8 protein-coding genes, 1 tRNA gene and 1 pseudogene are annotated in these 16,779 nt (G+C 49.5%); 6 read left to right on the top strand and 4 right to left on the bottom strand.

Going from position 1 to position 16,779, the window contains the following annotated elements; all coding sequences use genetic code 11:
* A pseudogene (locus ACN0YN_RS22000) lies at positions 1-112 on the bottom strand (branched-chain amino acid aminotransferase); the annotation flags it as partial.
* Positions 113-700: 588 nt separating this feature from the next.
* On the opposite strand from ACN0YN_RS22000, the gene ACN0YN_RS21995 reads away from it, so the two are divergent.
* The 4 genes from ACN0YN_RS21995 to ACN0YN_RS21980 all read left to right on the top strand — a co-directional run bounded on the left by ACN0YN_RS21995 (position 701) and on the right by ACN0YN_RS21980 (position 9,792).
* Positions 701-772 (top strand) — tRNA-Gly (locus ACN0YN_RS21995).
* Positions 773-967: 195 nt separating this feature from the next.
* A complete protein-coding gene (gene tig / locus ACN0YN_RS21990; protein ID WP_417387176.1) occupies positions 968-2,428 on the top strand; it encodes a trigger factor in 1,461 nt (486 codons plus the stop codon).
* A gap of 194 nt (positions 2,429-2,622) precedes the next feature.
* The gene (locus ACN0YN_RS21985; protein ID WP_417387175.1) at positions 2,623-3,429 is read left to right on the top strand and encodes an SGNH/GDSL hydrolase family protein; all 807 of its coding nucleotides are present in this window, start codon (positions 2,623-2,625) and stop codon (positions 3,427-3,429) included.
* 183 nt (positions 3,430-3,612) lie between these two features.
* On the top strand, positions 3,613-9,792 hold the full coding sequence (locus ACN0YN_RS21980; RefSeq protein ID WP_417387174.1) for a hypothetical protein: 6,180 nt from the start codon (positions 3,613-3,615) through the stop codon (positions 9,790-9,792).
* A 49-nt stretch (positions 9,793-9,841) separates the two neighbouring features.
* On the opposite strand, the gene typA is transcribed toward ACN0YN_RS21980, so the two are convergent.
* The gene (gene typA, locus ACN0YN_RS21975) at positions 9,842-11,665 is read right to left on the bottom strand and encodes a translational GTPase TypA (protein WP_417387173.1); all 1,824 of its coding nucleotides are present in this window, start codon (positions 11,663-11,665) and stop codon (positions 9,842-9,844) included.
* Positions 11,666-11,954: 289 nt separating this feature from the next.
* On the opposite strand from typA, the gene ACN0YN_RS21970 reads away from it, so the two are divergent.
* The gene (locus ACN0YN_RS21970) at positions 11,955-13,556 is read left to right on the top strand and encodes an N-acyl-D-amino-acid deacylase family protein (RefSeq protein WP_417387172.1); all 1,602 of its coding nucleotides are present in this window, start codon (positions 11,955-11,957) and stop codon (positions 13,554-13,556) included.
* Between the two features lie 8 nt (positions 13,557-13,564).
* Positions 13,565-14,341: a (5-formylfuran-3-yl)methyl phosphate synthase gene (locus ACN0YN_RS21965; protein WP_417387171.1), complete on the top strand. Its 777-nt coding sequence runs from the start codon at positions 13,565-13,567 to the stop codon at positions 14,339-14,341.
* On the opposite strand, the gene ACN0YN_RS21960 is transcribed toward ACN0YN_RS21965, so the two are convergent.
* On the bottom strand, positions 14,333-15,337 hold the full coding sequence (locus ACN0YN_RS21960; protein ID WP_417387170.1) for a S1C family serine protease: 1,005 nt from the start codon (positions 15,335-15,337) through the stop codon (positions 14,333-14,335). The two genes, ACN0YN_RS21965 and ACN0YN_RS21960, sit on opposite strands and share 9 nt — an antisense overlap.
* Before the next feature lie 170 nt (positions 15,338-15,507).
* Positions 15,508-16,542 carry a S1C family serine protease gene (locus ACN0YN_RS21955; RefSeq protein WP_417387169.1) on the bottom strand — a complete coding sequence of 345 codons (1,035 nt, stop codon included), beginning with the start codon at positions 16,540-16,542 and terminating at the stop codon, positions 15,508-15,510.
* Between the last annotated feature and the right edge of the window lie 237 nt (positions 16,543-16,779).

Raw genomic sequence — 16,779 nt, 5'->3', positions numbered from 1 at the left:
CAGACAGTCCGACAATCATGGCCAGCACAGCAATGCTGGAGATGAGTACGAGTTCTGCAGAAACAATGAAGCCGGCTTCGTCGTTGATCAGTTGGTTGATAATGTTTTTCATCGTGGTAGTCTCCAAAGTTGTATGAAAGGTTTGCATCGAGTTGTTTGTGTTTCAAAGTTGATAATGAGATGTAAAGCAAGCTGAATACCAAAGGGGCCAGACCGTAAATCTTTTTTTACAAACTGTTCAGAATCGGAATCGTAAGTGGTTACTGTAAAGGGAGATAAAAATAGTAACCCGGGAAGAGATTTTCTGAAAAGGACCGGAAACGGGGCACAGCCGTTTGAGGCGAAAAAACAACGTGGAGGGAACACCAGACCGCCGAATAAACGTAACCCGTTAAAGAGCATTCAGTTAGCGCAAAGATGCCTCAAAGCAACACGTGGGGAAATAGCAACACAGTTACCAGCTGTCTGAAGTGATCTCTCCAGGAAGGCCGTATAATTAATTCAATTGGCAGAGTCAGATTGAATGGACCACAGGGAATAAGGTTTCGCTGCAAAAAATCAAAAAAGTGTCTGATATCCACGATTTACTTCCGCTCGTACTCTTGACCTCAGCGGATAACAAGACATAATCTGAGGCACAGGAAGCAAGTACCGCTACCGATGGTGACATATTCACTTAAGGTCAGGTACAGGCCGACTCGCGGGTGTAGCTCAGTGGTAGAGCACCACGTTGCCAACGTGGCTGTCGAGGGTTCAAATCCCTTCACCCGCTCTTTTTTTCGCATGCAGAATCTCAGGGACAGAAACCGAGCCCCCATCATATTGAATGCGGGGCTTTTCATACTTTAAGTAGTATCACCCAATATGCACGTCGCAGCTGGCTGCTGCCACCCTCAGATTGAGTGCCGATTTTAGGTAATGCCCCATTGCTGTTTCCAACACACAAGTAAAAGAAAAGGATTGGACCGTGTCTGACGAACTCGCAACAACAGATGAAACCGTCTCAACGGATGGCGAGTACAAGATGTCCGTGACCGCCAAAATCGATGAGGTAGGTCCCTGTAAAAAACATGTAACCGTTACGGTTCCTCGTGCAGATATTGACCATTTTTACTCAGAGTCAGTCTCGGAGTTAGGTGATCAGGCAACCGTCCCCGGTTTCCGAGTAGGCCATGTACCTGCCAAGTTGATCGAAAAACGCTTTCGTCAGGAACTTTCTGACCAGGTTAAGCAACGCGTCTTAATGGAAAGTCTGGAACTGATTGCAGAAGATAACGATCTTGATCCAATCAACGAGCCGACCATTGATGTCGAAAGCCTGGAAATCCCAGAAGAAGGCGAATTCACTTTTGAATTCGAAGTCGAAGTTCGCCCTGATTTCAAACTTCCTGAATACAAAGGTCTGAAACTGGAACGTCCGTCACGTGAAATCGGAGACAAGGACGTTGATGAGTACCTGAAACGCTTTCTCGGTCAATACGGCGAAATGGAAGAGCGTAAAGGTGCCGCAGAAAAAGAAGACTACATTGAGCTTTCCATCAAATTTGAACACGATGGCAAACACCTCAGCGAAATCGCCGAACTGGTTGTTCCACTGCGTCCTGTATTACGTCTCCGTGATGCCGAGCTCACCAACTTTGGTGAGCTGATGACTGGCGTCAAGACTGGTGATACTCGCGAAACAGAAGTAGAAGTTTCCGGTGAAGCAGATCAGATCGAAATGCGGGGCGAAAAAGTCAAAGCCCTGTTTACAGTAAAGAGTGTCAAGTTCATCAAGACACCGGAAATCAACGAAGAGCTGCTGGAACGGATTGGTGCTGAATCCGAAGAAGAGCTGCGGGAAGAAGTGAAAAATATTCTGGAACGCCAGCTGACTTACGAGCAGCGTCAGTCGACCCGCTCACAGGTTCTGGACAAAATCACAGAATCTGCCGACTGGGATCTGCCGGAAACCCTCGTCTCCAAGCAGGTTGAAAACGCTCTGCGTCGTGAAATTTTGGAAATGCAACAGGCTGGATTCTCCCGTCAGGACATCCAGGCACGCGAAAATGAATTGCGACAGAAAGCGATTTCTTCAACCCGTCAGGCTCTGAAGGAACACTTCGTACTCGACAAAATCGCAACGACAGAAAACCTCGAAGTACAGCCCTCTGAAATTGACATGGAAATTTACTACATGGCAATGCAGCAGGGTGAAAGCCCACGTCGAATTCGGGCCCGCATGGTCAAATCCGGCATGATCGAGAACCTGGAAGCACAGCTGCGTGAACGTAAAGCCGTCGATGTTATTCTGGAAAAAGCAGAATACACCGATGTCGAAATGAAACCACAGGAAGAGAATAAAGTCTCTGCAGTGGCACGTTCAGTCTGCCCGAGCTTTGCTGCTTCTGCTGCAGAAGAAGAAACTGAAGAAGCAGACGAAGAATAATTTCCTCGTCAGACTGCTCAAGATTGATATTTCCAAAGCGACACTGTTTATGCAGTGTCGCTTTTTTATTTCTATCGGAGCCTGGTTACATTCTCAAAATGAGAATCAGTCTATCCGAAGAAACAGAATGTATTAAAATTACAGACTGACTCTGAGTTTTATGAATCAAAATTCACGACAGGTAACATGCAACAATGACTGCTGTTCCGGGAGAGATCTCTCATACCAGCCCCCCGATCATTTTACTTGGGGCCAGTAATCTGACACGCGATTTTCCGCTGATCCTGCGACTCCTGCAATCTTCCCTCAAATCTCCATTGGACATCTACACTGCTATGGGACACGGGCGATCCTATGGTAACTGGAGTCGTGTACTTTATCGCGGTTTGCCCGGAATTACCCGCTGTGAACTCTGGGACGCATTCCCACCTGCACTCTCCGGGAATCCAACTCCTCGCGCATTATTAACCGACATTGGCAACGATCTGATTTACGGTCAATCCGCTGAAACGATTCTGGGTTGGGTCGAACACTGTATTCAGCAACTCAGGGAACATCAGACACAAATCACAATCACACTGCTGCCGGAAGCAAGTCTTGAGAGGCTCTCCTCGCTGCGATTTGAGCTGACGCGACGTCTGTTTTTCCCCAACAATCCGGCATCACTGGCTGACCTCAAAAGTAAAGTCCGCGATTTGAATCAGAGCCTGACGGCATTGGCAGACCAGGACCAGATTTCAGTCGTATCCGCACCGCAGGAATGGTATGGATTCGATCCGATCCACTATCGCTATTCTCAGCGAGTCAGCCTCTGGAAAACCATTCTCTCCCATTGGGATCTGCCTGAACTAAACGGGATGGCTGCCCGCAACCACTGGTTCGACTCATTTTATGCTATTACGAAATTGACGCCTGCTACGAGACGCCGCTGGGGGAAAATAATGAATAAAACGCAACCCGTTCGCATTTTAAATGAGGGAACGAGGATCTCTGTCTTCTAAATTGAATCACCAGATCCCCCGTAATCTCAAAAGTTACGTCAATACAGCACTTTATGCCACAAATTTGAGATTTTTTCAGATAATTCCAAAGATCGAAAGTGATATATTAGAGAACCAGACGCCTGATTGAATATGTAAAACTCCGATGACTCATGACGTTTATCATCTTTAGAAAGCAGCGGCATGTCTGGTATCGCAATCCTGAGCATTTTGATTAGTCTGATGATTCTCCTGCTGATCATCACCGTAGTGGGACATGGTATCTGGATTTTTGTTGCTGCTCTCTTTAAATCTTCTTCCCTGTTAAATTCCATAAGCGATGAAGAACGAATCGCTTCCTCTTTAGAAAACCATCCTGAAAACACATTCAACCAGGATCGACAGATTGCACAACGCTATCTACGCCGCCTGTATTATGGGGGAAAGATTCCGGAACAGGATTTTCAGAAGCTGCTCCGCTATACGACTGAAGAATTCATTTCACCAACGCGTCCTGAGCCAGTTCCAGCACCAAAACAGACTGCCCCTGTGCCTGAAACCAGGCCTAAGCCCCCTTCTCCCGTGTCTGTTCAACCAGATCAGTCAGCTGAAGAGATTTCTGATTTTCTGGATGAGAGTGATTTCCTTGATGAATCAACGGTCCAGACTCGACCAGATCATTTTAAACCTCCTGCAAAAAAACAACCGGCCCCCCCTGTTAAAATACCACAACGAAGAATGGTTTCTGAACCGCCAACAGAAAAAAAGGCCATTGGCTCTCTGTTGAATGCGTTCATGGAAGACAAGAATATACGCTGGGGAGAACTGGTCAGCGGACTGCTGATCGTAGGCAGCGCCATCGGCCTGGTCGTCAGTCTCTGGTCGACTCTCAAAAACCAGATCCCCTATCTGCCGGCTCTGCTCTTCCTGCTGGCAACGGCTGCCATCCATGGAGCGGGCCTGTATACTTTCAAACGCTGGAAACTGGAATCAACGAGTCGCGGCCTGTTATTGATTACCGTGCTGCTCGTTCCACTTAACTTTCTGGCCGGAATTCGACTCTCGGATCATCGGCCGGCAACCGATCCGCTTTTTATATTGGCGATCAGCATCGGCTTTGCTGCCTTTGGAGGGATGGTCAACTCCGCCAGTCGCATCCTTGTCAGTTTTGGCAGGCTCCCCTTACTGGCAATCATACTGGGAACATCGGCAGGACAGCTGATTATTTCGCGCGTCGCTTCAGATCATCCTACATTCCTGCAGGCAAATCTGCTGGCACTTCTGCCTGCGGGATGTTTTATCGTCGGAATGGCTCTGAACCTCAAACAGACTTTGAAGTGGAATACGATTACCGATCAACTGGCCCGAGAACTGGTAACTCTGGGAGGCCTGTCCGTTTTTGCCGTCCTCGCCCCCTGCTGGCTGCTGGTCTGGAATGCGGCAAACCGTCTCGAAACCTTTTCCTGTCTCACCCCGTTGTTCAGCCTGATGGAAATCCTGCTGCTCTGCCTGGGACTGGTTTTGCATCACAGAAAAAATGGAGACGATGCACCGCACTGGGCTTTGACAGGCTCATCGATCGCCATCTTTTCTGCTTTGATGATCCTGATCAATTTTGCAATTTCCTGGCCACGCGTTGATATCCTGACTGTACTGGGAATCGTCAATTGCTTCAGCCTGTCGAGCCTGGCATTTCGGGGACGGTTTCCTCTCTGCCATATACCAGCTTTGATTTCCGCAGCGATCGCCGGGTTGCTGGGCTTTCACCTGCTCACCGGTACGATCACCTGGGAAGGAACTACACAATCTGCACTCATTCATGCAATGCTGCTGGGACGCAGTTCGATCGTGTTTGCTGCCTTTACGATTCTGACAACCGGAGGAGCATTCTACCTGAAACAAGCTAAAAAACAGGAAGACGCTCGCTACTTTCTGTATACGGCAGGGTGTTTTTCCATCCTCTCGACATTGATCGCAGCCTACGCCGGATTTGTAACTCAGACCGACTTAAACTGGACGACGCTCGCATTGCTGCTGAATACGATATTCTGTCTGCTGGGAAACTGGCAAGCACGAAGAATGGCACTCTCAGGCATTGCCTCATTCCTGAGTTTGCTGACACTGCAGCATGCTCTCTGCCTGAATACGACGATTCGAAACGGACTCTCTCACTTCAGACTGTTACCGGATGCTCCTTTTGTCTGGGGCTGCTTCATCCATGCTACGACAGGACTGCTGTTTCTGATTGCTCTCAATTACTGGGCGCGGCGAAGAAACCCCGATCACCCTGCCTGGTCTTTGATTCCAGTGAAGTCAAATCCCTTCACCATGCCGATAGTAATCGGTTCATTGTGCACATCGCTGCTCATGATTCCCTATGTCTTACTGCAGCACATGCCGGCCGGGATGCACGCATTTTATGCTTACTGGCTGATGCTGATCTGGATCAGTGTCGCATTGATTCTGAAGTCCGAATTCTGGTTTCTATGCTCACAGCTTGCAGGAACGGCTGGAAGCCTGTATGTCGCGACAGTCATCGGCGAACACTATCATCTCTGGGAAGCTCCGGCACGCCTTCATCCTCGCTACTGGTTACACCACATCCTGGCAGTAGTGATCTGGATCCTGGTGGGATCAGCGATCCATTCGAAGAAGCTTTCTAAGAATATTCTGGGATCTCTTTCACGCAGCGCGCGTTTTAACCTGCAACCAGTATTGCTGGCGAGCTCTATTCTCGCAACAGGTATTGTCATCTGTGCCGCTCTGCTCCCTGCCATTCTCAATCAGTTGAACAATTCTTATCCCTTTGCCACGACACATGGGTATGCCGTTCCCGTCCTCGCTGGATTTGTTATTTATATTCTGGGATTAATTGGGGGCGTGCTGATTCAATCCAAATCGAATCTGATTCGAACCCTGCCCGGTCTGTTTTTCGGCATACTGTTTCTGGCACTTGCCTTTTCCGTGAAAAACTTCAACCTGGAAGGGTCCCACTCCCTTTTTCACCCTGCTCATGCAGCTGAAGCTTTCAGTATCTGGAGCTGGCTATGCCTGGGACTGCTGGTAGTGGCGTGTCTGCCATATTTCAACAGTCGCTTTCACTCGGGAACCGCGTTGGGAATCCTGTCGATCACTTACCTGATCCCCTTCCTGATCGCAGGCTACTTTATCGAACAAAATCGTACTGCGGATGCTCTACGCTGGGGATTAACCGTGTACGCACTGATCTCGATGACACTGATTATGAAATCAGAATCCCTTCTGGATTATCTAAGTGCGAAAAACATTCGACTGCGTTATTTGCCACGCCTTATCTCTGACAAAACAACATGGAGTAACCTGAGTCTCCTGGGGGTCAGCCTTCCAGTCCTGGTGCTCACTCTCTTTCAGATTTTTGGTTTCTGGATTGCATTTTCAGATCATCCACAACCTGTCGTTTTCTGGGAGAGAATCGCCCCCCTGCTGGGATTCTGCTTACCGATCTTCATCCTGGCTACTGTTTCAGTCTTCTATGCGATTCATTTTCGATTAAGTGGCTGGATGCTGATCGGTTCCCATTTTCTGGCATTAGCTGTCATCACGGGAATCATCATGAGCTTTACTGAATCGATCTCCTCTTTCGGATCGGCTGCCTGGATACGAACTTTTCTCTCAATCGGACTCGCATCCTCATTGTATGGTCTCTGCTGGCTGAAGCTGGAACCGAAAATCAATTCAGAATTCAAAACACAGCAAACATTGACTCCCATTGACTGGCCATTGATTCGCGTGCACGCCCTCAGCCTGCTCTGCCTGACAGTCGGCCCTTATCTCTTGCCGTTTCTTATGAACCTGGCATCCCCACAACAGGCATGGGAGAAGTTCTTTCCCCAGATTCCGCTAGTCGTGATGACGTCGTTTGGTCTGGCAACCGGTTTTCTCTGGTGGTTTTCACGACGTTACACCAGCAGTCTGTTTCTCAATGGAATGACGTTTCTCAGCTTTGCTTTGATTGGATTTGCGTCGATTCTATTCCGCCAGCACTCAGACATGTCGACCTGGAATATCAATTTCCTGATGGAAACAGGATTGATATTCATAGGAAGTATCCACACTCTATGCTTCCTGTTGAAACACCGACTCATCAGTCAATCGGCTGATTTAACAGTAACTACGAACCGTCACTTCTACTGGAGCCAGATCCTGGTCGTCTCACTGTTTCTGTTTGCGTTTCGAGGTGCCTGGGCCGATGCACTGAGACCGCTGCCCGCGGCCATCATTGCCGGTTTTGGAACACTGGTCTATTTTCTAATGGGCATCAGTCTTCGTAAAGAAATTCTGAAATACGCATCACTGACATCTGCGTTACTGGGAACTCTGTTTATTGTGACAGCCAATTGGAATATTCAATCCGAAGCTGTCTCTGCACAACAGGTATTCGATCTGGTCAAATGGATGATCACAACAGCTGCCGTCATTTCCGGTTGCTGGCTGTCGATTGATCTCTATCAGAAAAAACGCGCTAATTCGGTCTTCACGACTGTTGAACCACCTGCTCTCCAGCAGATCCTTTCACAAATTCTGACCGGCGTGATCCTGTTCTATACACTCCTGATCACCGTCGCTCGAACCTTCCTGTTGCAAACAGAGCTCCCCATCATTCGTGACCTGCCTGGCTGGACGGCCTTACTGTCAGTGACAATTCTCCTGACTGGCTTGTTGTGGGATCCCAGAAGCCGCTACAGCCAGCAGGCACTGTTTGTCATCGGTATCTGTTATATCGGTACGTTCCTGAGCAACGAGACAGAACTTCGACTGCTTGTACAACGTTCAGGCCTGGCGGTCTCCTGCTATGCCTGTTTCATTAGCCTCTTATGGAGGTTGAGAAATGTAACTCTCAATTTGACCAACCGGCTGGGTATTCCGATACAGACACTTCAGTCCTGGCACTGGTTACCTTCTGCAGTTACCGTACTTGCCCTCTATGCAATCCTGACTCTACTCCACAGTGTGCTGAGATTTTCAGACCCTGCTCTGCGCTGGTGGTCTGTTGCAGGAACTTTGATTTCTGGCTTTGCTTTTTACGCTTTCAGTGATCTCAGCGAATACTCACAGAAATTCAAAAAGCGGGCCCTGCTGGCAGTGGGCATCGGCACTGTGTATGGTGGCTGGGCTCTCATCCCCTTTGATGCAAATTTTGACTGGCTCATCCATCTGATTCGTCTGCTGGAGGTTGTTTCCGTCCTGAGTCTGATCCTGACTGTGATCCAGGTCAAATGGAAATCACTCTCAACCGACTGGGTGGAAGCAGTGAGAATCAATTTACGCACGTCTCTGGTGACAGCAGGACTTTCTCTGTTCTCCATTCTGGCTACAGAAACAGGACTTCGCATCGCAGGAATTCCGCTGGAACTCTCAGCAACACAGATTGGAGTTGTTTCACTGACGCTGGTTGCATTATCTGCCGCACTGATTCTGATGGCTGCCATTCCAAAATATGATCCATTTCAGTTCCCTCTGAAACGGCGGATGTGGTACGTGTATGCCGCTGAGATCGTACTGGCACTGTTGTTCCTGCACATCTACCTGACGATGCCCGAACTCTTCCGCGGCTACCTGCTTCCTTACTGGCCTTATATTGTGATCGCTATCGCCTTCACAGGCGCAGGAGTCGGAGAATTTTTCAATCGCATCGGCTTGAATGTGCTTTCAGAACCACTCCAGCGAACTGGCACCTTTCTGCCTTTGCTGCCGGCACTCAGTTTCTGGATCCATGCAGCAGCTCACGAGCAGTCTCCAATTGCGGGTGAGTATTCCATGATCCTGCTGTTGATCGGAATAGTGTATGTTACGATGAGCTTATGGCGAAAATCATTCGTCTACACGACGCTGGCAGCACTTGCCGGCAATGGCGCCTTATGGGCTTTCTGGATGGAACAGGGGCAGGTCTTTACTCAACATCCTCAACTCTGGTTGATTCCCCCTGCCCTCTCAGTCCTGATCGCCACACATTTGAATCGCGAGAAACTCAGTGCGACACAACTGACGGCCATCCGCTATTTTGCCACGATGTCGATCTATATCAGTTCCACGGGCGACATGTTCATTGCCGGTGTTGCCAACAGTTTGTGGCCTCCCGTGGTACTTTGCAGTCTCTCCGTACTGGGCATATTTGCGGGAATGATGTTCCGGGTACGCGCTTTCCTCTACGCCGGTTCGTCGTTCCTGGTGCTCTCGATTGTGAGCATGATCTGGCACGCCTCACAGTCGCTGGGACATGTCTGGCCCTGGTGGGCATTCGGCATCGGACTGGGAATCTGCATTCTGACCCTGTTCGGATTGTTCGAGAAACGCAGAAATGAAATGCTGGACCTGGTGGGTCAGCTCAAAACCTGGGACCGCTGATCGACTGCTGTGAATCCGGACGATTCACAGCAGTGCGTATCAAACGAAATTATTCAGCAGTCGCAGTCCGCTGGTTGCGTTTACGTTCATTCTCAGTCAAATGAATCTTACGCAGGCGGATGATTTTAGGAGTAATTTCTACGTACTCATCGTACTCAATATACTCCAGAGCTGCTTCCAGGCTCATGTCACGGGGTGGCTTGAGCACCATGTTCTCATCAGAACCGGAAGCTCGAACGTTGGTCAGTTTCTTGCCACGAATGGGATTCACGACCAGATCATTATTGCGCACGTTTTCGCCGACGATCATCCCTTCATAAACGTCAGCACCGGGTCCGACAAAGAACTCAGCTCGATCGCGAAGTTTCCACAAAGCGTAACCGACGGCCTGACCTTTGTCCTGTGAAATTAAAACACCATTCGCTCGGCGTGGGACTTCCCCTTCGGTCGCCTTATAGGCTTCAAAACGGTGATTGATGATCGCTTCACCCCGGGTGGCATTCAGCAGACGGGTACGCAGACCAATCAGACCACGAGCGGGAATGGAAAACTTAAGATGAGACATACCTGTTTCACTGGATGTCATATCAATCATCTGACCACGACGGGCACAGACCAGTTCCATCACGGAACCCACGACTTCTGAAGGAGCATCCACTTCCAGAGATTCAAACGGTTCATGCCATTTACCATCGATCTTCTTGCGAATGACTTCTGGCTTTCCGACTGACAGTTCATAGCCTTCGCGTCTCATCTGTTCGATTAACACAGAGAGATGCAGGATACCGCGACCGGAAACAGAGAAGGAGTCTTTATCTTCCCGCTCTGTTACCCGCAGAGCCACATTGGATTCCAGTTCCCGCATCAGTCGATCACGCAGGTTACGGCTGGTAACATATTTTCCATCCTGTCCAGCCAGAGGCGAACTGTTGATGGTAAACAGCATGGACAGTGTTGGTTCATCGACATCGATGCGAACCAGTGCCTGCGGTTTCTCTGCACAGGCGACGGTATCACCGATTTCCGGGTTATCCAGACCTACCAGAGCGACAATATCGCCGGCAGATGCTTCATCGACGGGAGCCCGTCCCAGATTATTGAAGAGTTCAACGGAGTCGACGGTACACTTGATATGATCCCCGTTGCGTTTGATCAAGGTCACGCGTTCGCCGGTACGAACTTTTCCACTGCTGATACGACCGGTGGCAACTCGGCCTACATACTCGGACCATTCCAGTGTGGTCACCATCATTGTCAGTGGTGCATCCTGATTCACATCGGGAGCAGGTACATTTTCCAGAACCATATCCAGCAGCGGATGAATGCTGTCGCCGAAGTTGTCCAGGTCATGAGTCGCAAAACCTTCGCGGGCACTGGCGTAGATATAAGGGAAGTCGAGTGTTTCGTCGTCAGCATCGAGTTCTACAAACAGATCGAACATCTCACTTAAGACATGGTCGGGACGGCAGTCGGGACGGTCAATTTTGTTGATGACGACCAGTGGTTTCAGACCACATTCGAGTGCTTTTTTCAGAACGAAGCGGGTCTGCGGACGAGGTCCTTCAAACGCATCGACCAGAATCAAAACGCCGTCTGCCATGCGGAGCACGCGCTCAACTTCACCACCGAAGTCGGCGTGGCCTGGGGTGTCGATGATATTGATTTTGACCCCGTTATACATCAAGGCGATGTTTTTGGCCAGAATCGTGATGCCTCGTTCCCGTTCCAGATCGTTGGAATCCAGGATGCAGTCGCCCTTCAATTGAGAATCACGGAAATGGCCGCTCTGATGCAGCAAGGCATCGACCAGTGTCGTTTTCCCGTGGTCCACGTGCGCGATAATCGCAATGTTCCGCACATCTTCTCGTTTCATGACTCTTCGTTCTTCCCAAAATGGATCTCTCGGGAAACCATCTTAATATTCAAACGTTCCTTACAGGGAACAGAGGGTTTCACCAGAAAACTGCCTCTCAGCGCATCAGGCAACTATAGAAGCCGCAAAATATATCAACAATAGATTACTAACGCAAAGCCCAGAATTGGACATTCTTACTGGTAGTTCTGATCGGATTTAGCGATACTTTTACCAAATACGACGCTCAATCTTCACAATGTGAGTGCTCTCACCATAAATTCCTTATCCGCAAAGGAGTTATATCTATATGGACCATCTTCGTCTGCAGATTTGCCTTTGTCTGTTTTTCTTCACATTCCTTCCGTCAGCCACTCTGCTTGCCCAGGATGAGACTTCGTTTGACATCCTGCTTAAAGGGGGGACCATCATTGACGGCTCAGGTAAACCAGGATTTACTGGCGATGTTGCAATCAAAGACGACCGGATTGTTCAAATCAGCCCGCAGATCAAAGGGACTGCCAGAGAGACGATACCCTGTCACGGACTGACGATAGCTCCGGGATTCATCGACCTGCATAACCACAGTGACCGGCAGATTATTTCGCCTTTAACCCGGGCAAACATGAATTATGTTACCCAGGGATGTTCCACAATTGTGACTGGAAATTGTGGCAGTGGCCCGGTCGATACAGGAGAATATTACCGTATCATTGAGGCTGCGGGAAGCGGAACAAATGTTCTACATTTAATTCCACAGGGTTCGCTGCGTGATGAAGTCATGGGGTCCGGGCAGCGTGAACCCACTGCCGAAGAAATGCAGAAAATGAAAGCACTGGCTGAAAAAGCCATGCAGGATGGCGCCTGGGGAATGTCCACCGGTCTGATCTATGTCCCCAGTTCCTACGCAGAAACGGATGAACTGGTTGAACTGGCCAAAATCGTTGCTCGCTATCAGGGAATCTATGCCAGCCATATCCGCAATGAAAGTACCGAATTACTGGCAGCGGTCAACGAGGCATTGAAGATTGGTCAGCAGGCTAAGCTGCCGGTCCATATTTCCCACTTCAAGTCCAGTGGTCAGGATGCCTGGGGGCTGGTTATTCGCGCAGCAGCCATGATTGACGAAGCTCGAAAACAGGGACAGAACGTCACCGCCGATCAGTATCCCTATATCGCCTCCAGTACCTCTCTGGGAGCCACTTTAATCCCTGCCTGGGCGAGAGCCGGCAGTAATAAAGATCTCGTGGCTCGCCTGGAAGCACCGGAGACCTCAGAAAAAATCCTCAAAGCCATCAAAAGTAATATCGAAAAACGTGAAGAGGGAAAAGCGGTTCGCATCGCCCGCTACTCAGAACGCCCGGACTGGGTGGGGAAAAATCTGTTACAGATTGCTGAGAAAGAAAATAAGAGCGTGCTGGACATTGTGCTGGAGATCACACGCAACGGGGGAGCTTCAGTCGTCAATTTCAGTATGAACGAAGCCGACGTCCGACAGATTATGAAAATTGACTGGGTGGCTACCGCTTCGGACGGCCGGGCTTACCTGCCTGGTTCGGATCGTCCCCATCCCCGCAATTACGGAACCTTTCCCCGTAAGTTGGGCTACTATGCGTTGCAGCAGAAAGTGATTCCCCTGGAACATGCTATCCGCAGTATGACCGGCCTGCCGGCAGATATCCTGGGGCTCAAGGAGAGAGGTTATCTGCGGAAAGGTGACTACGCTGATATCGTCGTATTTGATCCGAGAACCCTGATTGATAAAGCCACATTCGACCATCCTCACCAGTATTCCGATGGGATACGTTATCTGTTTGTGAATGGCAGCCCTGCCATCAATGCCGGATTTCCCACAGGCAGCCTGGCTGGTAAGGCTCTCCGTCATCAGACAGCTGCAAAAGAAGATAAGTAATCCCCGCCGTGAGTTCGACCAGGAAAGACAAAGAATTGAATCTGCAGCACACACAGTTACTGGTCAGTGTCAGGAACGGTGCAGAAATTGCTCCTGCGATCATGGGTGGTTGTGAAATTCTCGACTTCAAAGACCCCGGTCGCGGTGCACTGGGGCAAGTCGATGAGACAACGCTTGCAATGCTGCTGGAATACTGTCGGCAATCTTCTGTGACGACTCCTCTCAGTATGGCGCTGGGAGAGCTCTGCGAATGGAAAACGGAACAGAAAGGTCTGAAGCTTCCTCCAGAGATCAGCTATTTGAAACTCGGATTTTCCCAATGTGGTGAATCGCGACTCTGGGTCAAGGAATGGCGGAATCTGATCCAGCGCATTGAGGAGAGCAGCGGACATCAACACGAGTGGATCGCTGTTGCTTATGCGGACTGGAAACGGGCGGATTCTCTCTCGCCATTTGAAATCCTGGAAGCAGCCAGTGAGAATCGGTGTGCAGGACTGCTGATTGATACATTCTCAAAGCAGAACGGCAGATTGCTGGACCTGCTCTCTCCTGACTTTCTGAGTGAACTCATTGAACTGGCACGGTCCAGGGAGCTGAAAATCGCGTTGGCTGGTTCTCTGCGAATTCAGGATCTGGAAATATTGGCTGACCTGAAGCCGGACATCATAGGTATTCGCGGAGCCGCCTGTTTCGGTCACAATAGAACCAGTGAGATTCAGGAATCAGCCGTCAGAACCTTCCGAAAGCAGATGAATTTCAGCCGAGAATCAATGAGATCAGGATGAGGTAGTCGCTGAAACGGTGTGCTGCTTGGAATCCTTTAAGGGATTATAAGGAGCATATTCTTTCAGTTTCAGCTTCTGGATCATGGGAACGACATGATTAGCCGGGATGGCGAACGATTTCGTTCTGCCGGCACGGGCAATATTCAAACCAATTGCATTCCCCTGCAGGTCAACGATCACGCCACCACAGTCTTCCGGTCGTAACACGGTATCGTGCTGCAAGACTTCGGTGAATCCTGTTTTTCGGCGACTGAGAGCACCACCCATTTTTTTCTGCATCTCACGCAGGCGATCGTAAATCAACATCTGAGGATCTGTCAGCACGACGACCGCATTCACTTCTTCTTTTTCCCGGAGGACCTTCACCAGAACTCGGTCGCCGGGTAAAAACTTACGCACGAAATTGGTAAGTGCACGGGCACTGTCGATCTCTTCCCCTGCAACACTCAGGATGACATCGCCGGCTTTCAAACCCGCTTCTTCAGCACCACTTTCACGCATGACATGTTTAACCAGTGCGCCCCCATCGGCATCGTCAATCTGGACCCCCAACACACCAGGAGCAGGATCGATTTTCCGTCGGGCAACACTGAGCACTCCCACACTGACAGGAGACATACTTAAACCAGGCGTAACCAGCCACTGACCTACACGGGGATCGGTGTCGGATTTCCATTTGACGGTAGGTAAATTTTTGGCGTCGATTTTGATCAATGCCAGATCAAGTTTTCCATCCACACCAATAATCTCAGCTACATAGCGTTCAGCAGTCGATAATTCGCAGGTGACTTCTCCTTCCAACTGGCTGGCCTTAGTCAAAATCCATCCATCTGACTCGACAATGGCGCCAAGCGAAGTCTCTTTTCCGTTAGAACGGACGCGGACGGTCCATGAACGGGGTGTCGAAACAACAGAACGAAACGCACGCCGCATCTGCGAGCCACTGGTCAACTGGCTGGGCTGTAACTGGTCCCCGGCTTCGCTCTGGGAAGACAAGCAGTGTATGCAAACCGAAATAATCAAAAGCGATAAAACGGACCGAATGGCGGGGGTTCTATGCTTTCTTGTATTTTGATCCTGGCTCAAGCCTATCTCCTCACGTATGAAAATTACTTGTGATCTTTTTTTCGGAGCAGAAACCAAGATCGAGTTATCGTTATCTGTTGTCAGTCTCGTGCGGCGAGTTGAACTTCAAACGTCATGTTCTTACCAGCACGAATAAGTGTAATCTGGACAGTCTGGCCGGGCTTGTATTGCTGCACGACCTCAGCCAGTTGTTCAATTCCTGTAATCTTCTCATCATTAAGTTGAATTATAATATCATCCGTTTGTAACCCGGCAATTTCCGCAGGAAAGCCGCGGGTGACTCCTGTCACTTTACAGCCACGGTCAGTATCTTCGCCATTCACCCCGAGAACAGCATTCTGTCCCAGTGGTTTTGCGCCCCACATATCACCGGAAACAAGTTTTTCCCAGTCATCCTGAAACGCAGAAACGGGTATATGAAAATTCCAGCTGGTGGAGGGACCAATCCGGCTATGGATCCCCACAACCTGCCCCTGCATGTTAAACAGAGGACCTCCTGAATCACCGCCAATGAGAGTACAATCGGTCTGCAGCAGATGCTTTTTGCGGGACACAACTCGTCCCAGTCGCACGACCGGAGCACGCCCTGACTGATATCCGTTCGGATGACCAGTCGCCAGCACCCATTCGCCCGCTTCGACTGCAGACACATCTCCCATTTTTACAGCAGTCAGTTTGCTGATATCAACATCATCATCTTCAACCAGTTTCACCAGTCCGGCATCAAGCCCACGGTTTAATCCCATGGTACGCCCTTTTAACGTTCTGCCATCATGGAGAATGATCGTTGCATTTTTTTGTGCCAGGCCAATAACATGAGCTGCCGTCAAAATATAGCCTGCTTTGTTATCGATAATTACGCCGCTGCCCTGAGCTTCTCCCACACGAACAGAGACGGTGCTTTCAATGGCCGTCTTTGTCAGAGATGTCACCTGTCGCTCAATTTCCTGCAGATCTTCAAGAGAGTCAGGAACCGTTTTCAGGAAGACTTCAGACAGCTTAGTCGCGGGAGCAACAGTAACCGGCTTTTGAACTTTGACTTCCTGAGCGGACAGAGGCGAAGCAGAGAAGCCAACAGCAACAAGAAGTGCGCCTGTGAGAAGGGATCTCAGCATAACTGTTACCGCCGTTCTGGTATTGATTTCAGGGGTTTGTCTCATAAGGCATCACTTAACAGCTGGTAAGGCTGTATCCCTCAGGTAAAATGTGTTGACTATAGAATACGCGATACAGGCTAGAGTTTTCAAGAAAAAACAGGAAAAACTCAGAGGTAGTGTATTATTCTAAATTCCTTTAATAATGGGACTTGTGTATGCCTCAGGCACCTGAAAAGATTTTGAGAACTCAAAGAT

The sequence above is a fragment of the Gimesia sp. genome (assembly GCF_048260065.1).
In the GTDB taxonomy this organism is placed as follows: domain Bacteria; phylum Planctomycetota; class Planctomycetia; order Planctomycetales; family Planctomycetaceae; genus Gimesia.
The sequence above is the reverse complement of the archived record's forward strand: the minus strand, read 5'-3'. Positions and strand labels throughout refer to the sequence as shown.

Bases quoted from the DNA above. Each gene is read 5' to 3' on its own strand.
- ACN0YN_RS21980 (WP_417387174.1), top strand. From the start codon at position 3,613: ATGTCTGGTATCGCAATCCTGAGCATTTTGATTAGTCTGATGATTCTC.
- ACN0YN_RS21985 (WP_417387175.1), top strand. From the start codon at position 2,623: ATGACTGCTGTTCCGGGAGAGATCTCTCATACCAGCCCCCCGATCATT.
- ACN0YN_RS21970 (WP_417387172.1), top strand. From the start codon at position 11,955: ATGGACCATCTTCGTCTGCAGATTTGCCTTTGTCTGTTTTTCTTCACA.
- ACN0YN_RS21955 (WP_417387169.1), bottom strand. From the start codon at position 16,542: ATGCTGAGATCCCTTCTCACAGGCGCACTTCTTGTTGCTGTTGGCTTC.
- typA (WP_417387173.1), bottom strand. From the start codon at position 11,665: ATGAAACGAGAAGATGTGCGGAACATTGCGATTATCGCGCACGTGGAC.